Source organism: Caldicoprobacter faecalis, from assembly GCF_900115765.1.
GTDB lineage: Bacteria > Bacillota > Clostridia > Caldicoprobacterales > Caldicoprobacteraceae > Caldicoprobacter > Caldicoprobacter oshimai.
Genome location: NZ_FOXR01000018.1, coordinates 1 through 21,190, shown reverse-complemented (window position 1 = coordinate 21,190; position 21,190 = coordinate 1). Strand labels below are relative to the sequence as shown.

The following is a 21,190-nucleotide window of genomic DNA, read 5'->3' as shown; positions in this document are numbered from 1 at the left end:
TAAATGTTTACTCATTTCCACACATTTGCCATTTAAAACCATTTCAATGCAAAAAATTTGCTCCTCTCAAGAACCTTCTTTCAGCACATTTCATACAATGTTAATGTTAAAAGATAAAACCAACAATTTCTGGAGGTGAACAAGGTGTACAGCTATAACGGCGCAAATCATCATGAAGACTACAACTACTACAATGATTACTATAACGACTACTATAATGACTACTACCCCAGTTACGGCAACCACGGCAGATATGACTACATGGATAATGAACACTGTGGCTGCTGGGATCCCTATAGTCCGGAAATGGACCCTTACTGCTACCCTGTCTCGCCGGGCCTTATAAGAAGCCTGGAAGAATACATCAAAGACGAGCTTACAGACAGCAGGTATTATGAACTGCTGGCACAAAAAGCGCCCACCCAGAGAGCAAAGGATCTACTTATGGAATTCAGCAAAGACGAAAAGATGCATGCCCAAGACTTCATGAACGCCTATTTTATGCTGACCGGAAGAAGGTATCAACCTCCAAAGATTGAAGACCCTAAAGTCCCTGACGATTTCATGGAGGCATTGCAGCAGAGGATACTGGCCGAAACCAACGATTACAAAAAATACGGAGAACAGTACCTCAAAGCCCATACTGCCTATCTCCGCGACCTGTTCTTCATGACCAGGACATCAGAGGCACGGCACGCCATGAGAATCCCCTACCTGATGCACGAACACCACAGGCAGACCATGAGATAAAAAGTTTTATTAATTACAAAGTACAAAGGCAATTCAATCTCTATCTTAACACGGATAGAGATGAATTGCCTTTGCGTATACAAAAATATTTTCGGGCATTAAGCCGTCATTTCCAACCACTCAATATGAGTCAAATGTAATTTCACGTTCGACTTCCCAGTAAAACAGCTAAATTACAGGGCTTCCAGTACCTCCTGCTCGGTAACCGTGAGCACTTTTGAGAGGTCAAGGAGTATGACCAGGCCGCTGTCCAATCTAGCCACGCCAGTTATATAATCCTTGTTTATCCTGGTCATCTCAGGGGGGGCGCTTATCCTGGAAGAGTCAACCCTTAAAACCTCTGTGACCTCATCCACTATAAAGGCCACCTTCTTTTTGCCCACCTCTGCCACGATAAACCGTGCCTCACGGCCGTAATCGGATTGCCCCAGCCTGAACCTCTTCTTAAGGTCCAGCACAGGCACAACCTCCTGGCGGTAGTCGATTACGCCCTCAATGAAGTCGGGATTGTTTGGGACTTTCGTTGGCTTCACCGGCAAAATGATCTCCTGTATGTTGTGTATTTGTGCGCCATACATCTCATTTCCCAACCTGAACACCACAAACTGCATCTCATCCATACAGCATCCCCCTTTTCCTTTTCTGTCAACCCTTCTTACCAAAATCGCTTTCTTCGTGATATTTTCTACACTTTCGACACATTTTCCTGCTTTTTAATGCTAAAAATTGTTCATCTTTTTATGCTCCTTTCCCCACACAGTTCAGTCGTACGTCATTTGCCGTGCGTTATTGGCTATTTAATAAGTTATTAGCTCCTTCCCGTATTCGTTAGCCCATTTTAGCTCCAACGTAAATATAAAAAACATCTCGATGAACACTGTACATCGAGTACATTACACATTTGAGCGACCACTATATAGATTCGAGCACTATACATTAATGATCGAAACAAGTACTATACATTATAATGACACCATATATCACAACCAATACTATCTAAGCAGGTAAAAAAATAAACAGGGGATGGTCAGCAGCTTCAAGAGGCATTGGCTAGCAAATAGGCGTTTATAAACTGGTCAAGCTCTCCGTCCATGACCGCCTGAATGTTGCCGGTCTCGACCCCTGTACGGTGGTCCTTTACCAGGTTATACGGGTGAAATACATACGACCTTATCTGGCTCCCCCACTCTATCTTCTTCACCTCACCCTTAAGCTGCCTGAGCTTTTCCTCGTGTTCCCTTTCCTTAAGCTCGAGCAGCCGGGCTTTCAGCATCTTCATGGCTGTCTCGCGGTTTTGAATCTGCGAACGCTCGTTCTGGCACTGCACCACGATCCCCGTTGGAAGATGGGTTATGCGCACCGCCGACTCGGTCTTATTGACGTGCTGGCCACCTGCACCGCTGGCCCTGTAAGTGTCTATGCGCAGGTCCTCGGGACGAATCTCTATCTCAGTGTCATCTTCAAGTTCCGGCATTACATCCACCGATGCAAAGGAGGTATGCCGTCGTCCCGAAGCGTCAAAGGGCGAAATCCTCACCAGGCGGTGCACTCCCCTCTCGCACCTTAAATAGCCGTACGCATTGGGGCCAATAACGTGGAAAGTGACGCTCTTTATACCGGCCTCTTCTCCCGGCAGCATATCCAGAACCTTGACCTCGTATCCCTTGTCCTCGCACCACCGGGTGTACATGCGGAACAGCATAGCCACCCAGTCCATGGCCTCAGTGCCGCCCGCTCCGGCGTGAAGGGATACGATGGCGTTGTTTCGGTCATAAGGCCCGTTAAGCAGCGTCTCCATGTTAAAAGCGTTGACTTCTTTGTCTAACTGGCGGAGACTGCTGCTCACCTCATCGGTCACCGAATAGTCCTGTTCCTCCAGCGCCAGCTCTATGAGGACCTCCAGGTCCTCGATTTTGGACCAGAGCTTTTTGTACCTTTCAACCTTATTCTTTAAAGCCTTTATCTCGCGATTTACTTTTTGAGAGCGCTCCAGATCGTTCCAAAACTCAGGGTCATTCATGGACTGCTCCAGCTCTTTTATCCTGTGCTCGCAGCCCGATATGTCAAAGTGAATCACCTATTCTAGCGAGTGTATCCTTTATCGATTTCAGCTCAAATCGTGCGTTTTCAAGTTCAACCACTCTATCATCCCCTTTCTCAAAGATTTTTTACTTGGCTGTGATGCGCTTAAACGGCCCGGCCACAGCACTTTTTGTATTTCTTCCCGCTTCCGCAGGGACAAGGATCGTTCCGCCCTATCTTCTCGCCTCTCACCACCGGCTTTCTTACAACCTCACCGTGAGTGGCAGTGACCGGTTCGGCCACCTTCTCCCGTTTGGGCACGTTATCCTTGATTCTGAGGCGATACAGCAGCGATATCGTCTCCTCCTGGATGCTGCGTATCATCTCCTCAAACATCTCATACCCTTCTATCTGGTATTCAATCACGGGGTCTCTATGGCCATAAGCGCGAAGCCCTATGCCCTGCCGGAGCTGTTCCATGTTGTCTATGTGGTCCATCCACTTCTTATCCACCACGCGCAGCAGTATTACCCTCTCGGCCTCGCGCATGTTCTCAGGGCCGTTTTCCTCTTCCAGCTTGCGATAGGTGGCCTCTGCCACCTCCATAATTTTGGCCTTCAGCGATTCGCGGGTCAACCCGGGAATCTCGCTGTCCTGGATGACTATCGAACCCTTGGGCAGGAACAGCTCCTCAAGATACTCGATAAGGCCGCGGATGTTCCATTCCTCTGGGTGATCAACCCCTCCGGTATACATAGATATGGCGTTTTCCACCACAGTTGCAACCATCTCCATGATGGCATCCCTGAGGTTTTCGCCCTCCAGGACCCTGCGCCTCTGGCTGTAGATGACCTCGCGCTGGACGTTCATGACGTTGTCATACTGCAGAACGTGCTTACGGATATCGAAGTTCCGCGCTTCCACCCTCTTCTGCGCCTGCTCGATCTGTTTGGACAAAAGGCCATATTCTATGGGCTGGTCTTCATCGATCTTGAGGGCCTGCACTATGGACTTTATCTTGTCGGAGCCGAACAGGCGCATCAGGTCATCTTCTAGGGATATATAAAACCGCGAGGACCCGGGATCACCTTGCCGCCCAGCGCGGCCCCGGAGCTGGTTGTCAATGCGCCGGCTCTCGTGGCGTTCGGTACCGATTACGTGAAGGCCACCTAAGGCAACCACCTTTTCCCTCTCTTTATCGGTTTCAACTTTAAATTTGTCATACAGTTCCCTGTAAACCTTTCGGGCCTCCAGCACCTCAGGATCGTCCACCTCTTCAAAGCCGGTTGCGCAGCTTATAAGCTCCTCGGAATACCCCATCTTGCGCATTTCCTTTTTGGCCATGAATTCGGGGTTGCCGCCCAGCAGTATGTCGGTACCCCGGCCGGCCATGTTTGTGGCAATGGTAACAGCTTTGTACTTGCCAGCCTGGGCTATTATCTCGGCCTCTTTCTCGTGATATTTGGCGTTCAGCACCTGGTGAGGAATACCGCGCCGCTTGAGCATCTCGCTGAGCATCTCGGAAGTTTCGATGGATACCGTACCCACAAGCACCGGCTGGCCAACGGCATAGCGCTGGGCTATCTCCTCCACCACTGCCCGGAACTTGGCCTCCTTCGTCAGATAAATCACGTCGTTGTAGTCCTTTCGAATCATGGGCTTATTGGTGGGGATGACCACCACGTCCAGGCCGTAGATGGTCTTGAATTCCTCTTCCTCGGTCTTGGCCGTACCTGTCATGCCGGCCAGCTTTTTGTACATGCGGAAATAGTTCTGGAATGTGATGGTGGCCAGCGTCTTGCTCTCCCGCTCCACCTTCACCCCTTCTTTGACTTCTATAGCCTGGTGCAGCCCATCGCTGTACCGCCTGCCCATCATGAGCCTGCCGGTAAACTCATCCACTATTATGACCTGGCCGTCCTTGACCACATAGTCCCTGTCCCGCTTCATGAGCGCATGGGCTTTAAGCGCCTGCTTTATGTGATGGGACAACGTGATGTTCTCGGGATCCGCCAGGTTTTCCACCCCAAAAAACTTTTCAGCCTTTGCAACGCCCTCTTCCGTCAGGTGCACCGTGTGGGCCTTTTCGTCCACCTCATAGTCCACATCCTTTTTAAGCTGCAGCACAAAGCGGTTGGCGTGATAATAGAGGTCGGTGGATTTTTCGGCCGGTCCCGAAATGATAAGGGGAGTCCGCGCCTCGTCTATCAGTATCGAGTCCACCTCGTCGATTATAGCATAGTTGAGCTCCCGCTGGACCATGTCCTCCTTGTATATGACCATGTTATCCCGCAGGTAGTCAAACCCGAACTCGTTGTTTGTGCCGTAAGTAATATCGGCCGCATAGCTCTTCCGGCGCTGCTCAGGCGATAAGCCGTGCACTATAAGCCCCACCGACAGCCCTAGGAAACGATATATTTTGCCCATCCACTCGCTGTCGCGCCGGGCCAGATAATCGTTGACTGTGACGATGTGCACCCCCTTGCCGGTCAGGGCGTTTAAATATGCCGGCAGAGTAGCCACCAGGGTTTTGCCCTCGCCGGTCTTCATCTCGGCGATCCTGCCCTGATGGAGCACTATGCCGCCCAGCAGCTGAACCCTGAAATGCCTCATGCCCAGCACCCGCCTGGCTGCCTCGCGCACCACCGCAAAGGCCTCAGGCAGCAGGTCATCCAGGGTCTGGCCATCGGCCAGCCTTCTTTTAAACTCCTGCGTCTTCTCCCTCAGCTGGCTGTCGGATAGCGCCTGCACAGCAGGTTCAAGAGCCTCTATCCTGTCAACTATCTTCTCAAGCCTTTTTATCTCCCTCTCGTTGCTATCCCCCAGCAATTTCTTCAAAAACGAAACCATATGCCATCAACACCTCGATACGCGCTACATTCAAGGAGCGCAATCATTTACATGAGTTTATAACCATTTAATTTTAACATTTATTTAAACAATATTCAAGGATTTCACGGAATGCGCTAGAAAAGTTTGCAAACCGCCCCATTTGTGATGTCTTCTTGAAGACAGTAACAATAAATAAAATCCGGCTTTAAGGCTAAAACTGTATAACATTAAAAGGGAGCTTATCGCTCCCTTTTTTCTACATGTATTCGGGTTCAATTAACCCGTAGTTGCCATCCTTGCGCTTGTAAAGCACGTTGACCTGTTCGGTGTAGGCATTGGTAAATACAAAGAAGCTATGCCCCAAAAGCTCCATCTGCAGAATAGCCTCATCCACCGTCATGGGCTTTAGCGGGAATCTCTTGGTCTTCACCACTCTGGGCTGTTCTTCCTCGGGCTCTATCTGCTGGCCAAAAGCAGAAGCATCGTATTTGAACGCCCCGTTTTTCAGCTTCCTCTCCAGCTTGGTCCTGTGCTTGTGGATCTGCCTTTCAAGCTTATCCAGCACCTTGTCAATGGATGCGTACATGTCATCGGTGGCTTCCTCAGCTCGGATGACCAGACCGTTGAACGGTATGGTGACTTCAACGATGTGGCGATAGTTTTGAACCGACATGGTCACCTGCGCCTCGGTATCAGCCGGAAAATACTTCTCCAGCTTCCCCACCTTTTTATTGACCTGCTCCCTTAAAGCGTCGGTGATGGCCACATTCTTACCGGTTAACTTAATTACCATAAAAGGCCAGCTCCTTTCCCAATTACTTTTTCTAATTATCTTATTCGAGGAAAGATGAAGAATTCCTCTTTTGCCCTTCTACTAAATTTTTACCCCTTGTCCAACCACGCCAAACACCTTTTAAAGGCATGTCGCATTTTGTTGAATAATGTTATAATTTATACTATTTCGTACTGTTTTGTCACTTTTTTCACCAGCAGTAGAGAACGTGTCACAATATAGGGAAAGGAGGTGCAAAAATGGATGAACAATGGCTAATCAGGCAAATTGAAGAGAAGCGGGAGGCCTTGAAGAAGCTGCTCCACTCCAAAGATTTTAATTTAAATGACCACGAGGTAATAAAGCTCAGCCAGGAGCTGGACGAGCTGATACTCCAATACACTCAGTATAAGACCCGGGAATGACATCGTAACATCACGATTTTATTTCAAGAAACCTTATGCCGGACATCTTCTCAACTTCCTCTTGAGAAACAACCCAGTGTTCTAGCGCCTTCCACTTATTATCGTAAAACTTAAACCTTACAGCCGTGTAAATGGTTCGTCCTCCCCCTTCATGGCGTGCATACATAATGGCCGTATCGCCATCGTTGTCATACGCCTGCTCGCTTATGGCAACCGAATATTTTTCGCCTTTTACGAAACCTGCCTCCTTCAAATCCTCATCCGGTATGGGTCTAAATCCCACATCCACCAAGCCTGCATCAAGCAGCATCTGCCGGTAGGTAGCCATATCTATGTCGCCCTCTATGCGCTGGGTGAATATGTCAATGGTGCGCTCCATCACCAGCGGCAGCTGATACCCCAGGGTGAACCGGTATAGCGATAACAAGAACACCGCGATGATCACGCACGCAATTATAGTCAAAGCCAGTCGAACATATGCGCTCTTTACCTGTTTATCCTTCCATCTGCGCCATATGGCTTTGGCATTCAACACCACAATGGGTGCAAAGATCAGCATGCTGATTAACCAAAAAACTATTCTGGCAGACCTCAATTCACTTCCTCCTTTATAAAACTTTGCTCAAGAAGGCACGGGTTCTCTCCTTTTTGGGATTGCCAAACAGCTCTTCCGGCGTGCCCTCTTCCAAAATGACTCCCTCATCCATAAATAGGATCCTGTCCCCTACTTCTCTCGCAAAGCCCATCTCATGGGTTACCACCACCATGGTCATGCCTTCCATGGCCAGTTGCTTCATCACAGCCAGCACCTCGCCCACCATCTCGGGGTCCAACGCCGATGTGGGCTCATCAAACAGCATAACCTCGGGGTCCATGGCCAAAGCCCGCGCGATGGCCACCCTCTGCTTTTGACCTCCCGAAAGCTGGCTGGGATAGACGTTGTCCTTGTCGGACAGACCCACCTTTCTGAGCAGCTCAATGGCCTTGCGCCTTGCCTCCTCCTCGGGCATCTTCTTTACCTTCACAGGCGCCAGCATGATGTTCTCCAGCACCGTCATATGAGGAAACAAGTTGAACTGCTGGAACACCATGCCCACCTTCTGGCGCAGCTTGTTGATATCCTTCTTGTGCTCCATGAGCGAAATGCCATCGATGTATATCTCACCTTTGGTTGGCTCCTCCAGCAGGTTCAGGCAGCGCAGAAAGGTGCTCTTGCCCGAACCGCTGGCCCCTATAACGCAAACCACTTCTCCCTTTCGAATTTCGGTGTTTATGCCCTTCAGCACCTCCAGGTCGCCAAAGGACTTGTGCAGGTCAACCACTTTAATCACTTTGCCTGAGCCTCCTCTCCAGCCTGCCCATAAAGGCCGTCAGCATCGAAGTAATGTAAAGGTATATGAGCGCCACCAGTATAAAGGGGGTATACGGGTCAAAGGTCCGCCCGCGTACGATGGTCCCGGCCCGTGTCAAGTCATCCAGGGCGATATACCCTGCAACTGCCGTCTCCTTAAGCAGCACAATAAATTCACTAACCAGAGCGGGTAAAATATTCTTTATAGCCTGGGGCACTATGACGTAGCGCATGGCCTGAGAATACGACAGTCCCAGGGACCTGGCGGCTTCCATCTGCCCCTTGTCAACGGCCTGTATCCCGGCACGTATGAGCTCGGTCACGTATGCCCCGCTGTTTATGCCGAAGGCCAGCGACGCCACCAGCAATTTGGGAAGCTGACTGCTCCCTAGTATAGCATAGTATATCACAATTAGCTGGACTACTGAAGGGGTGCCCCGGATAACATCGGTATAGACCGTGGCAATTCTGTTCAATATTTTATTGTTTGTCAGCTTGGCTATAGCCATCAAAAGACCTATTATAACGCCTATTATTGCAGCAAAGACAGTAAGCTGTATGGACACCTTAAGCCCGTTTACAAATAACATGTATCGGTCTTCCCTGATCAGATTAAAGTATATTGCATCAGATAAAACCCTGTATACGCCCTCCAACACAATATTCTCTCCCTCTCCTTAAAAAATTTTATTTATAAACCAAAAAACAAGCTAGCACCGGCCTCATTCCAATGCTAGCTTATGCCTAAAACCTTAACTTTCATTGTTCTCCAAGGGAATACTTCTTCACAAGCTCCTCTATCTCCCCGTTTTTCTTCATCTCGGCAAGCACCTCGTTGATTACCTTCTGAAGCTCGGTATCTCCTTTGCGCACAGCCAAAGCATACTCCTCTTCCTCCGAAGGTTTCTCCTCAAGTATCTTTACCTCCGGATTCTTCTCCGCCAGCATCCGAGCCGGCAGGTCATCAATGATTACAGCATCGATGTTGCCGTTCTCAAGGTCCATCACGGCTTCCATTCCGTTATTGTAGCGCTTGACCTCGGCTCCCTCAATTTTAGAGGCAACCAAATCGCCGGTAGTTGCATTTTGCACGCCAATCTTCTTGCCCTTCAAATCTTCAGGCCCTTTGATCTCTTGATTATCCTTCATCACGATTATGACCTGTACGGCCGTGAAATAGGTATCGGTAAACAGTACCTGTTCTGCCCTATCGGGATCGACCGTATAACCAGCGGCTATGAAGTCTATCTTCCCCGATACCAAAGCCGGCAGTAAAGCGTCAAACTCCATGTCTTCGACTACCAGCTCTACGCCCAGCTTATCAGCAATCCTCTTTGCGATTTCAGCATCGATGCCGATAACCTCATCTCCCTGCCTCATCTCAAAAGGCGGAAAAGCAGCATTGGTGCCCCATATAATCTTCTTGGTCTCCTTTATGCGCTTCATGGTATCGATTTTTGTACTGCAACCCATGAATGAAAGCACCACTACCAGGGCAAGTATATAAATAAGTACGCGCTTCATTATAACATCTCCTCCAATCTCTTTCTCTACTGCAATATATATTGCCTCGTTAATTATAAACGAATATTTAATAAAGATCAATGCATATTTATGTGCCAAAAAATACCTCAAATTTTGACATATTATGCCATGTGTATGTTATGCATTTTCACACTTCCTGTGGATATGTGAATAAAACGCCTGTGGATAATGTGGATAACCCTGTGCATAACTGCGTTTTTAGCACTTTTTTCTGTGGATAAAGGCTGGATATCCATTTATTTACATGTATTCGAAACGCAATTTTCGACAAGCGCAAGGCAAACAAAAAAGCTCTGGATTGGCATCACCAGAGCTCTCGTTGACCAGCTAATTTTTATCTGTGATTTCGATAGCAATTACTGCAGTAAACCGGTCTATCATTTCTCGGAACGAATGGAACCTTGGTGGGCGCACCACAATCGGCACACACTGCATCGTACAGCTCTCTCCTCCCGTTCCCTCCGTTCCTCCTGCTGGCCTTTCTGGCATCACGGCAGGCCTTGCAGCGAACAGGCTCATTCTGAAATCCCTTTTCAGCGTAAAACTCCTGCTCTCCTGCGGTGAAAACAAACTCCGCACCACAATCTTTGCACACTAAAACTTTGTCCTGATACATGGAAATAATCCCTCACTTTGATAATATTTTTATGCTCGCCATCTGAGCCCCGGCCTTCCACCCTCATCCACCCAAGATGCCACTCCTTTAACTATGATCAAAGCAGGGGGTAGAGGGACAAGTGACCCAGGCTCCTTTGTGCACCGATATGAATTTCCGTAGGGATTATTTCCACCGGGAAATCTATGGACCACACAAAACAAAAAGACGCCTTTTTCACTGTCAGGCTCTACAGCCTGCCATGTCATAGCCTGCATCCTATCCATCGGCGCCACTTCAAACCGCAGGAGGCAACCTATGGATAACCGCAGCTGTCACGGACTCGGGTCAAATCCAGGGACCAAATATTGAGCATTTATGTATATTATATACCTTATCGGCAAAAAAAGCAACTACAAATTTTTATTTGTTCGCCTGCCTCACTAACTCAATAACCCCTGCCCTGTATAGCACTCTCAACAAAATCGTTATGACCACGGAATACAGCGGAATGTTAAGCATTTGCCTGCTTGCGGCCTTGGTCATGGTCAGCCACAGAGGATGCCCAAACAGTATATTCCTGAAATAGGGGACCATTATAACCGAGGTTATCGTTTGCCCCAAGAATATAGACACCAGTATCTTCCAAAAAGAGGGCCTTTCAAAGTCAACCTTCAGCAGCCTGACCATGATGCCGGGGATGACGCCGGTTAAAGCCGAGGTCAATGTAAAATGCGGCATAAACGGCCCGCTGCTGCTGGGCCGGGCTATAAAACTGAGCACATCGCCTATGGCGCCTATCACGCCCCCTGCAACGGGGCCCAGCACTATACCGCCAAAAATGATCGGAAACCCGCCAAAGCTTATCACTCCCGGAATGGTAAGGACACTTGACAAAACTACGTTTAGCGCTATCAATAAACCCGATATAGTGATCGTCCTTATGCTGAAATCACTCAACCTACTCATGATAAGTCTCCTTTCCCTAACACTTGCTACATCAGAAATAAGAAGTTAAAGCAAGAATTTTAAAAAGTTACCACAAGAAGCAACACAATACACGGCAATACACTATCGCAATATGTTGCAACAATACACCCTGGATGACTGTGTGCAGATTGAAGAGCCACCATGCTTTTATGCTTCAACCTCTACCACACCGCCCATTTTACCATTCCATTTTCCATAAATTATACTCTCTTCTATACCTTTTGACTACCCTGAGTTTAAAATTTATTGATCCGGCATGTATATATCCTAAATATCACTTCTTAAACACTCCATATAAAATTTATGGAGTGCATGGAATTTACTATGGACAAAATCAAAAAGCGGCGCTCTTTCCACGCCGCTTACCAACCAAAAACTGTAAAAACCTCATCTTTATCAAACTTTTCTCACTATTATTTGCCAATTATACCTTTGATTAGAAAATGCTGGACGAAAGACAAAAACCTACACCCACCCAGGCCCCTAAACATACATATCTAATCCTGCTCACCGCACAGGACAATTTATCTTCTCTACTGCGGAAATATGGAAACCATCGCACTGCACTATCAGTCAGCGGTGGTACAAGCTACTTTCTTTGGTCAATGAACACACCATCTGCCTGCGGCACTCGCTGCTTGTATGCGTTGTAGCCTCTCTTACCCCTGTTTATACTGCTTATGCTGGCCTTGACATTCCGCATGACCTCACGGAGCCTGTTCTGGTTCTCGGTCTCAAGATTGTAAATGGCCTCCACCGTATCCTTTATTTCGCTCACGCTTGCACGCAGTCCGGCATACAGGTCATACCCTTCAGGATTATCGTTCTTGAAACCGTCAGAGCGCACCTCTTCCTTTATCTCCTCAAAGATGCTGCTGAACTCCTCATCCAAAGCCTTTATGGCGTCAATATGCTCCTGCTTGTCTTCTATGTATTCCAGCAGCTGATCCACCTGCTCGGCCGATAAAACCTCTGACTGCTTTTGGGTGAGCTCCAAAATCCGCTGCATATGATGCTTTTTGGCCTCAGCAATCTCAAGCAGCTTCTCTAGCTTTTCATTGACCTTTTGGTTGATTTCAAGCTTATTGCCTTCCATCATATTCAACTTATCGCCTACTCCTTCTTGTATATCTGCTTTCGCGTAATCTTTACGGCCTCGGCCCAGGTATCACGAAGCTCGGTCACAAACCCCAGTACCTCTTCCAGTGCGGCCACATCCTTCCTGGTGTTAGCCTCCACAAGGCGCCTGTGCAGGTAATCATAAAGAGCCATCAAATTGTGCGACACCTCGTACTTCATATCCAGGGTGGTCATAAACTCAAGGATGATATCCTGCGCCCTTATTATAGCCTTGTGCGCCCCCTCCAGGTCCTTGCCGTTTATGCACTCTATCGCCTGCTTGATGAACCGTATGCAGCCGTTGTAAAGCATGACCAGAAGCTCTCCCGGGCTTGCCGTCATGACGCTCTGCTGCTGGTACTGCTGATACGGGTTGTTAAGTGCCATACAGTGTTCCCCCTTTAAAACCTATAATCAGGCCCTAAATATTCGGTTTCCATTTTACTCAAGCGCCACTTTCTGCCCTGCTTCTTTTGTGAATTTTTGAAATACCCCCATAAATCTCAAACCAGCATCCGATAATATCTGTTTTGCTACTCTTTCCCCAAACATGCACTAAAATTTAAAACCATCACTTTCAAGTAAACCACTAACTTCAAACCGTTTTTTCCGGCTTTTCCCTATAACACAAACTCTTCAGCTTTACCGCTCTCAGCCTGCACTTCATTAAATGCCGCCTGAATTGACCATACCAATTGTCACCACTTCAGGATCCAAGATAACATTGAACACTATCAACATTGGAGTACAACACTAATACTGATTCATCCCCATCTGCTGCATGAGCCACATGCTCTGCATGTTCATCCTCTGAATGGCCTTCTCAAGGGCGGTAAACTGCGCCCAGTACCTGTTCTCTTGCCTTATCATGGCCTCCACAGCGGCGTCAATCCTCTTATCCAGCCTCCTTAATTCCGCATCCATCATATTTTGAAACTCGGTTATATCCCCAACGATACCGGCTTTTTCAAGCAATATTCCCTTCCTGCCGTATTTATCCCTGGTGGTACGGATGTTATCCATGAGTACATCCGAAATTCTATACATAAGCCCCGACTCGTTGTACCTCTGTATCCGCGAATCTGAATCCAGATTGGGCGAATAATCGATGCTGGATTTCTTTATGAAAAGCTGCATCACCTGTTCGGGGTTATTCCTCAAGGCCTCTTTCAGCTTGTTCTCGTCAATATGGAGCTTGCCCCTCTCGAAATACGAGCCGGTGGTGATGCCAATTGACGAGAGGTTTATACCCACACCTTCAACGGCATCGACCAAAGCCCTGCGCATGTTGTACACTATGTTCTGAAGTATTGAGTCGCCTCTTAACAGGCCGCTCTTTGCTTTCTGCTCCCAAAGCTCTATCTCCTTCTCGCTCATCTCCTTCTTCTGCGCATCGGTCAGCGGCGGATAATCGCGGAATCGCTCTTCATTGAGTTTACCGTTTATCTTGTCTATCAGCTCGTTGTACTTGTCAACGAAATTTTTTATGGCGTTGTACGCCCTGTCTACATCCTGCGTAACAGTGATGGTGATGGGTGCCATACCATCAGGTGTGGTATTTTTCAGCGTATAGGTAACGCCGTCGATGGTGAAGGTGTTGGTAGCGCTTACCCAGTCTATAGTACCGGTACCGCCCACTTTTTGGAAAGTTACTACGGCATCGGTGCCGTCTATCTTTTCCTTTTCTGCACCATCGGCCAGCAAACCTATATCACGCAGGAAAGTGCCTGTGACATCGGTCATGTTTTGGTAAAGACTGATAGTAGCTGCCCCAGTAGCCTTGGTTTGAAGTATAAACCTCTTCTCTATGCTGGAGTAAAACAGGTTAACCCCAGCTTTGCTGTTTGTATTTATGATGTTCATGAGCTGGCGCATGGAGGTCTTGGTAGGGTCTATAACTACGGTATCGCCAGATAGCTCTTCCCCCTCGGATGGAGTTCCTATCAAAAATGTGACTCCATTGATGGAAAACTCTGCTCGACCATCTGCCGCAACCAGGCCAAGCTGCTCCAGCGTGCTGTCCAAAGTTTTGCCATCGGGAAATGCCCATGTTGTCCCCTTTATGATGGTAGGGGTAGCCAGTCTCTGGATTTTGGTAATGGCATAGCTACCCTCCATAGCGCTGGCATTTGCAGTTGCCGTCACATAGGCTTCAGCGCTGGAAGTTACATTGAATGTCTTGTATGTATTGGATGAGAGCATGTATGTATCAGTTTTCAGCATATTGAAAAACTCGTCCTGGAAAGCCCGAAGAAGGTTGGTTATCTCCCTGTAGGCCTCCTTGCGCCACTCAACCAGCTGTCTCTCCTGCTTTAGCCTGTCCACTTTCATCTGCTCAATCCGCATCAAGTCCTGGATGATGGAATCAACATCAAGACCGCTAGCCAATCCTCCTATGCGAAGCATACCGGGACTGTATGTGCTGTAGGTAGAATCCACAGGCATCCTTTCACCCCCAAATCTTCCATGTATCCCTTCTACACCTTTTTACTATCTTCTCGTTGGCAATGACGTCATTACCTTTTATATCCTCTCGTCCACTATTACGCCCGTAACTTTTACACTCTTTCGTCCACTATAATCCCGGCCAGCTCCCACAGCTTGGCGATAAGATCGAGTATCTTCTCGGGAGGAATCTCACGTATCACCTCATTGGTCTCGGTATCTATAACCTTTATCATTATGGTGTTGGTTTGCTCATGGATGGAATATTCAAAGCGCCGGTTTGTACCCTCAAGGGCCTTGTTGGCCCGTTTGACAGCTTGCATGATATCGTCCTGTAATATATTTCCATTCAATGAAGAGTCAACCTTCTGTCTATTCAAATCGCCGGATTCTTTAAAGCCTATACTCTTAGACTCGGGTTGAACCTTCGGTGCCGGTTTTACAGTTGTAATCGTAGATACGCCTTCCACGCGCATTTGTATTCCCCTTTCCCTTCAATATCTTCTGTAGATATTATCGGATAAGAAAGGAGAAAACTTTAGAAATATACTTTTTTTCTTAAATTTATTTCATCAGACCCAAATTACGTTTTATCTGGGTGGTTGAAATTTCCGGAGTTCTAGGTAAGTAAATTACTTTACAATATTTCTTTAAATAATCAAATTTACCTTTCCAGTCATCTCCCATTACCAAAATATCTATTTTAAGTTCCTTTATGTCCTTTACCTTTTGTTCCCAACTTTCTTCAGGTATTACCAAATCGACATATCTAATTGCTTCAATCAATTTTTCCTTTCTTCATAAGTGAAATAACATTCTTTACCTTTAATTCTATTAAACTCGTCAGTAGACAATCCTACAATTAAATAATCCCCATCTCTTTAGCTCGTTTCAACAAATTAATATGCCCGTAATGCAATAAATCAAACGTGCCGTATGTTATTACTCTTATCATTAGCCCTACCTCCCAGCTTGCTTGTACATTTACACGTTTTCATAAAAATTAAACATAATTTGGTTGATTTTTACACCAATATCAGGATATTTGTGACATTACTTCATCAATAACTTTCCATGTGCGATGTATAGAATTAGTATCGATATATTTAAAAAATACCGGCCGCAGCCTCTCTCTATGTTCTCTAAAATAATTACGGTCAGATAAGCATTTAAGTATTTCCTCTTGCAGTTCTCGCTGTGACTTTACTTTAGGGCCAGCAGTCCAAAAATCGTATGGTTCCAATGCCAATCCTCTATTCTTTCTATACTCTTCAATATCCGTAACTACAAAAATAGTTGGCTTATTCATAAATAAAAAATCATTATAAACCGTCGAATAATCTGTTATCAATAGATCCCCAGCTCCTAAAATCTCATACAAGTCTAAATCATGCTTTTCCAAATCATAATTAGTGATAAAAAACATACTATCGTAATTTCTATTTTTTGTTTTAGTATAGACGGTCATCTCTTCGCCGTGATGTACTTTAGATACACAAATCAAATTATGCTGTTTTAAGAAATTGTTAAACTCATTATAGTCAAAATTATTGATTTTAAAACTATCATCTAAGCCAGCACCGCCTTCAATTCTGCCTGCTTGTTCAAAGACACGAAAGGTGGGCATATTGAAAATAACCCTTTTCCCCTCCAGGCTAACGCCCAGCAATTTCTCCAGATTCGCTTTACTATCCGCAAAAAATAATACATCAGTTCGTGGTAAACCTGTTATCCTATATTTATTCTCAGGTATAGCATAAAAAGCACTATTTATAATCATATGAAGTTCAGAAGCAACACACACAACATCTACTTTTTCATAAACTTGTGGATTCCCCCCTGAATTTTTATCTTTTTTATCCATCATACCGCTAGCTTTAATCGGTACGCCGTAATGGCCAACTTCAATATTATATGTAAACTTAGGATAATGGTAAAGGAAAGTTGCAAAACCCGAAACTGTAACCGAAGAAATCAAAGGAACTTTTACAATATTTTCTATGCTCCAAACATCTTTTCCGTATATAACATTCAATTTATATTTTTTCTTATATTCCTCCGGAATATATTTTATCAGAGCATGTACATTTGAATCTGCTGCATTAAACTTGTTAAAAGTAATTGTTTTGTTATAATCTTTTCTTCTTATATGTTCCATTAATTCTTTATCTATTTTTACAAAAATAACTTTTTGTCCCAGTATTACTGCAACCTCGCATTCCTCAATACCTTTTTCTGCTAAAGTTCTTACCAGTTTTATATAATCAGCTCCATAACAGACTATTACCTTTACTTTCGCATGTCTTTGCATTTCAACTACTTCTTCTAAAGCAACTGCCTTAATCCCATATTTTGGTCTCCCATCATTATTACAAAATCCATCAACTGCTACATTGTTTAAAGACAGCAATCTAACAAAATTCAAAGAAACGCTATCATATAAATCGGCGATAAAAACACGATTATTTTTTGTTTCCTGATTCACAATTATATCGTTCAAATACCTATACAGCGGGTGTTTTTGACTACTTGCCGATATCGATTTTAGCTCTTCAATCTCTAATTTTTCTCCAATGATATAGTTGATATAGTTCTTATATATCAGCTTTACTTCATCATTACCAATCTTATCTATCCATCGTAAAGCCTCTTTTAAATTTCCTATAGCAATACTAGCAAGACATATTATCAAATCTGAATCACCCAATTCTTTACAAAACAACACTTCCTCTTTGATTGCATTATTAAAGAAAACTGAATTAAATACAGCTTCAACAATTGCATCAACATTCATATTTTTTATTAGTGCTGTAATATACTTTGAAACGATATACTTATTATATTTCAGCTGCTGATAAGCCTCTCGTGCAATTTTTTCAAATTCAACGTTATCTTCTAAACTTAAATATAGGCCCCATAAAATCTTAAAAACAGGTGAATCATATTGGAACACCAGACGGTACAATTCTTCTCCTAAAGATTTTACTGCCCTCTTCTGCTCTGTTACCATCTCCCCATCTGCTATTTTGCACAGCAAAGCCGCTCTTGCATTCCAGGAATTCCGCAGTAAAAAATCACTAACAGCGTCTTTATCAATTTTAAGATTAAGGCATTTTTCAATTGCCTCATTAAAGGCATCCTTGGTATTGGCAAGAAAAGTATATATTTTATCGATAGCCGATTCTGGCATATATGTGGTTATAACCGGCAAACCGCAAGCAATATATTCATACTGCTTTATTGAATCACATGCAATATCTATATCAGCAGTATCGATATAAGGCACTATGCCAATTTGCATAAATTTCAAATAATTCTTTAACTCTGAGTGTTTCTTAGGCCCAAGTATATACAGATTATTTCTTTTTTCTTTCAACATGCCGTTGTATACAGGACCAATTATAACAAATGACTTATCAGGATTTGAATTAACAATCTCATAGAATAATTTTTCATCAAATCTATTATATACAACCCCAGTATAGACTATCCTAGGCTCTGGTATATTTATCAAATCACTTGGCATTTGCAAATCATCTATAATGAAATCTCCCTCATTAACAGCATTTCTCAAAAGAAAAACATTTTTCCTACCTTCAACAGCAACCCTTTGCAAATATAAAGAAGTAGCCGTTGTAGTTATGGCATCGGCTCTATCCATCAATTCCTGTTCCCATAGAACATCTTTTTTCTGCCCCCAAAACGCATACTCAATATCGGTATGGTCATCAACACATTCATAAATATGAAAATAGTCCCCTTTCAGCTGTTTAATTACTTCTACCTGGTACGGCATATACGTGATAACAACAGTTTTATACGCGTCTGTTGGAATACTCAGTATATTCTGAACCAAATCTAAATAATTGTTGCATATCAACCGGCCGTCATATTCAACAATCAAAGGGAAGTATATCTTAACCCCATCAACAACTCTATAATTATTCAAACAGTAATTCGTTATATCCGCCGCAGAAACTTCTCCACTATTAACAACGGCCTTCTGTGCAGGACATATGAAGATAACCTCATTTCCAAATTTGGCAAGGGAACGAGCTATATGGTGAGGTCTCTGGTAAACATCTCCCCATCCGCAGGAAGATAAAATAATAAACCTTTTTTTGAGATTATTTGCTGCTACATAGAAAATATTTTTAGAGGCATCATTCTCTGAATTTAATTTTTCTAATTCCTTTTTCAATTCATCATCTTTACAGTATCTGTATGCAATACCGTAATAAAGCGAAGCATCGCTCCAATTGCCTTTTGACTTCATTTCGTTTGCCAAACTGTAATATCTTTGAAAATTAGCTTCTTCAATTATCTCTGCCTTGGTTTTATTTATACCTAATAATCTATATAAATCCACCAAAGACTGCTGGCTTTCCCTGTCATCAGTCTTCAATATTGCTTGATCGCAAAGATTTTTAGCTAAATCGTACTTGCCCTGCAATATATAGAGATAAGCAAGATTATACATTATATCAAAATCTTCCTGTATCGATAACCCTTCTTTTAATATTTCCTCTGCCTCTTGATATCTCTGCTGGCTAATGTAAATAACTCCTTTAATTGAATATATCTCAATGTCATCGCTTGCTATTTCTTTATATTCATTAATAAGCTCTTCTGCCTCTTTTAGCATTCCCTTTTCAATTAAAATTTTTATATTATCTTTAAATTGCTTTTTATAGATTTCCATTTTTTTGCTAGTACTATTCTGCGTTTCAAACATAAACAAACTCCCCTTATTTAAATTACATTTTTCGTAAATATAGATTAGTCCACAGCATAAAATCTTTTAAATCATTATCTCTGTATCCTTTATCCTTTGCCAAACTAAACATTTCCTTTGCTTCAGAATATTTTTCCATCTTAAAGTAGCACAAACCCATATAAAACGTCAATTCGCTTTCTTCCATCTGTACATCTGTACCCTGGCTTTTGATATTGTACAAATAATCACACAAAGCCAGTCCGGAAGCAAACATTCTATTGTCAATCATTATACTAAGAATATCCTTCCATACAGCTTTTTCAAAAAATTGAGCAAGAACCAAATATTTATTCAACAATTCATCGTCAGCAACATTAATTATGTGTCTAAGAACATTCAAGTAAATGCTGTTAAATTTTTCTGGTATTTTATCATCATTAAAGTTAAATATTAGCTCTAAAAATTCCCTATCTTGAACATTAAAGCCATCAAGATTATCCCTAAAAGAATAGGCATCACTGCATAATATACATGCTGCCAGAGTAATACTTCTCAATTCATCGTCAGGTGAACAAGCTTTATATACCTCCATAAATTTCATAAAAGCTCTTTGATAAAGTCCATTTGAAAAAAGGGTGTAAGCGATCGTCAAATCTTTTTGATTGTATTTCTTAATCCAAATCCCCTCATAATATGTCAACAATTCCTTATCTTTCAATATAGACAAGGCTTTAGTCAAAAAACTGATATCTTCTTCGTTTTGAATATCGTATATCGAATTAAAAAGCGCTACTTTTTCATGTACGGCATTATATTTAACCAACATATACAAATGCATAAAAGCTGGAAAAAAGTGCTTTTTATTTTTCAAACTCTCAACAAAATAGGAAAAAGCATTTTCGTAGTCATTGGCTAAATAATATATATAACCCATTTTATAATAAATATTATATACATTGGTAGCAGCTAAGTTTATTTCAAAACCCCGATAGCTTGCATTAAGCTCAACAGCTTTTTTATAAAACTCAAAAGCCTCAGTGTATCTTTTAAGGCTAAAGAGTGCATCTGCCATATACATATAAAATGTGGGATTATCCGGAAATTTTTTTATGAATTCTTTTATTTTGTCTATTACAACTTCAAGGTCATCTCCCCTGTTTAGCATAGCCTCAATAATGTTCATATACGGTTTTATATTATAGCCAAACATCGAAACTCCACTGTCGATATGTTTTTGAGCATAAACAATTGCTTTATCCCAATCCTTCATCATAAAATATGAGTCGCTCATATATACATTAAAGTATGGTGGAAAATCGCCCTTCTCTTCACATTCCAGCAGCAACTTCAAATTCCTTTCGGCCTTGGCCATTCCTATACTAGACGAATATCCGGTATGATAAATTAAGATATCGTCCTTTTCCACAAAAAAAACATTAAGCCTGCTTGTTTCTTTATATATACACTCATGAATGCTGTTTTTGTACCTTATATCGGGATGATTCCTAAAAATCCTTATTTGAACAATATAATTTACTCAAACTTCGCAGTTAAATATTGACTGCTAGACCTTGAAAAATCAATAATTCAGCCAATTTATATACCTATTAAGATGCTTTTTTATACT

General features: G+C 43.6%; 19 protein-coding genes and 1 pseudogene. 2 read left to right on the top strand and 18 right to left on the bottom strand.

Features of this window, described 5'->3' with window-relative positions; all coding sequences use genetic code 11:
* The first annotated feature begins 144 nt into the window (after nt 1-144).
* On the top strand, nt 145-750 hold the full coding sequence (locus tag BM241_RS07740; RefSeq protein WP_092282433.1) for a ferritin-like domain-containing protein: 606 nt from the start codon (nt 145-147) through the stop codon (nt 748-750).
* A 173-nt stretch (nt 751-923) separates the two neighbouring features.
* On the opposite strand, the gene BM241_RS07735 is transcribed toward BM241_RS07740, so the two are convergent.
* The 4 genes from BM241_RS07735 to hpf all read right to left on the bottom strand — a co-directional run bounded on the left by BM241_RS07735 (nt 924) and on the right by hpf (nt 6,397).
* Nucleotides 924-1,370 (bottom strand): chemotaxis protein CheW, encoded by a 447-nt coding sequence (locus BM241_RS07735; protein ID WP_092282432.1) that lies wholly within the window; start codon nt 1,368-1,370, stop codon nt 924-926.
* Between the two features lie 416 nt (nt 1,371-1,786).
* Nucleotides 1,787-2,891 (bottom strand): peptide chain release factor 2 gene (gene prfB / locus BM241_RS07730; protein ID WP_242948321.1). Its coding sequence is split into 2 segments (ribosomal slippage): nt 1,787-2,815 and nt 2,817-2,891, totalling 1,104 coding nucleotides; the frame shifts between segments, so codons are not numbered across the junction.
* A 46-nt stretch (nt 2,892-2,937) separates the two neighbouring features.
* Nucleotides 2,938-5,622 carry a preprotein translocase subunit SecA gene (secA, locus tag BM241_RS07725; protein WP_092282431.1) on the bottom strand — a complete coding sequence of 895 codons (2,685 nt, stop codon included), beginning with the start codon at nt 5,620-5,622 and terminating at the stop codon, nt 2,938-2,940.
* Nucleotides 5,623-5,860: 238 nt separating this feature from the next.
* Complete coding sequence (hpf, locus tag BM241_RS07720) at nt 5,861-6,397, bottom strand: ribosome hibernation-promoting factor, HPF/YfiA family (protein ID WP_025747906.1); 537 nt, start codon at nt 6,395-6,397, stop codon at nt 5,861-5,863.
* Nucleotides 6,398-6,636: 239 nt separating this feature from the next.
* Between hpf and BM241_RS07715 the strand changes: the two genes are divergently transcribed.
* On the top strand, nt 6,637-6,801 hold the full coding sequence (locus BM241_RS07715; protein WP_084054688.1) for an aspartyl-phosphate phosphatase Spo0E family protein: 165 nt from the start codon (nt 6,637-6,639) through the stop codon (nt 6,799-6,801).
* A 10-nt stretch (nt 6,802-6,811) separates the two neighbouring features.
* Here the strand turns inward: BM241_RS07715 and BM241_RS07710 are convergent, their stop codons facing one another.
* The 14 genes and pseudogenes from BM241_RS07710 to BM241_RS07645 form a co-directional block, all read right to left on the bottom strand.
* A complete protein-coding gene (locus BM241_RS07710; RefSeq protein ID WP_092282430.1) occupies nt 6,812-7,396 on the bottom strand; it encodes a hypothetical protein in 585 nt (194 codons plus the stop codon).
* A gap of 13 nt (nt 7,397-7,409) precedes the next feature.
* Nucleotides 7,410-8,132: an amino acid ABC transporter ATP-binding protein gene (locus BM241_RS07705; RefSeq protein ID WP_025747908.1), complete on the bottom strand. Its 723-nt coding sequence runs from the start codon at nt 8,130-8,132 to the stop codon at nt 7,410-7,412.
* Entirely contained in the window at nt 8,125-8,811 is a 687-nt protein-coding gene (locus tag BM241_RS07700) for an amino acid ABC transporter permease (protein ID WP_340147910.1), read from the bottom strand. Before BM241_RS07700 ends, BM241_RS07705 begins: the two co-directional genes overlap by 8 nt.
* A 100-nt stretch (nt 8,812-8,911) precedes the next feature.
* Complete coding sequence (locus BM241_RS07695) at nt 8,912-9,676, bottom strand: basic amino acid ABC transporter substrate-binding protein (protein ID WP_092282442.1); 765 nt, start codon at nt 9,674-9,676, stop codon at nt 8,912-8,914.
* 355 nt (nt 9,677-10,031) lie between these two features.
* On the bottom strand, nt 10,032-10,313 hold the full coding sequence (locus tag BM241_RS07690) for a zinc-ribbon domain containing protein (protein ID WP_025747911.1): 282 nt from the start codon (nt 10,311-10,313) through the stop codon (nt 10,032-10,034).
* Between the two features lie 29 nt (nt 10,314-10,342).
* The gene (locus tag BM241_RS07685) at nt 10,343-10,579 is read right to left on the bottom strand and encodes a hypothetical protein (protein WP_025747912.1); all 237 of its coding nucleotides are present in this window, start codon (nt 10,577-10,579) and stop codon (nt 10,343-10,345) included.
* A gap of 136 nt (nt 10,580-10,715) precedes the next feature.
* Nucleotides 10,716-11,261: a folate family ECF transporter S component gene (locus tag BM241_RS07680; RefSeq protein WP_035146678.1), complete on the bottom strand. Its 546-nt coding sequence runs from the start codon at nt 11,259-11,261 to the stop codon at nt 10,716-10,718.
* A 610-nt stretch (nt 11,262-11,871) separates the two neighbouring features.
* The gene (locus tag BM241_RS07675; protein ID WP_242948327.1) at nt 11,872-12,381 is read right to left on the bottom strand and encodes a flagellar protein FlgN; all 510 of its coding nucleotides are present in this window, start codon (nt 12,379-12,381) and stop codon (nt 11,872-11,874) included.
* 14 nt (nt 12,382-12,395) lie between these two features.
* On the bottom strand, nt 12,396-12,788 hold the full coding sequence (fliS, locus tag BM241_RS07670; protein ID WP_025747915.1) for a flagellar export chaperone FliS: 393 nt from the start codon (nt 12,786-12,788) through the stop codon (nt 12,396-12,398).
* Nucleotides 12,789-13,154: 366 nt separating this feature from the next.
* Complete coding sequence (gene fliD / locus BM241_RS07665) at nt 13,155-14,846, bottom strand: flagellar filament capping protein FliD (RefSeq protein WP_025747916.1); 1,692 nt, start codon at nt 14,844-14,846, stop codon at nt 13,155-13,157.
* A 113-nt stretch (nt 14,847-14,959) separates the two neighbouring features.
* Complete coding sequence (locus BM241_RS07660; protein ID WP_092282428.1) at nt 14,960-15,322, bottom strand: flagellar protein FlaG; 363 nt, start codon at nt 15,320-15,322, stop codon at nt 14,960-14,962.
* Between the two features lie 88 nt (nt 15,323-15,410).
* Nucleotides 15,411-15,801 (bottom strand): annotated as a pseudogene (gene tagD / locus BM241_RS07655) (glycerol-3-phosphate cytidylyltransferase).
* Between the two features lie 81 nt (nt 15,802-15,882).
* The gene (locus BM241_RS07650; RefSeq protein ID WP_092282427.1) at nt 15,883-19,581 is read right to left on the bottom strand and encodes a CDP-glycerol glycerophosphotransferase family protein; all 3,699 of its coding nucleotides are present in this window, start codon (nt 19,579-19,581) and stop codon (nt 15,883-15,885) included.
* A gap of 22 nt (nt 19,582-19,603) precedes the next feature.
* Nucleotides 19,604-20,914, bottom strand: coding sequence for a tetratricopeptide repeat protein (locus BM241_RS07645; protein ID WP_177206125.1), 1,311 nt, complete (start codon nt 20,912-20,914; stop codon nt 19,604-19,606).
* Nucleotides 20,915-21,190: the final 276 nt, after the last annotated feature.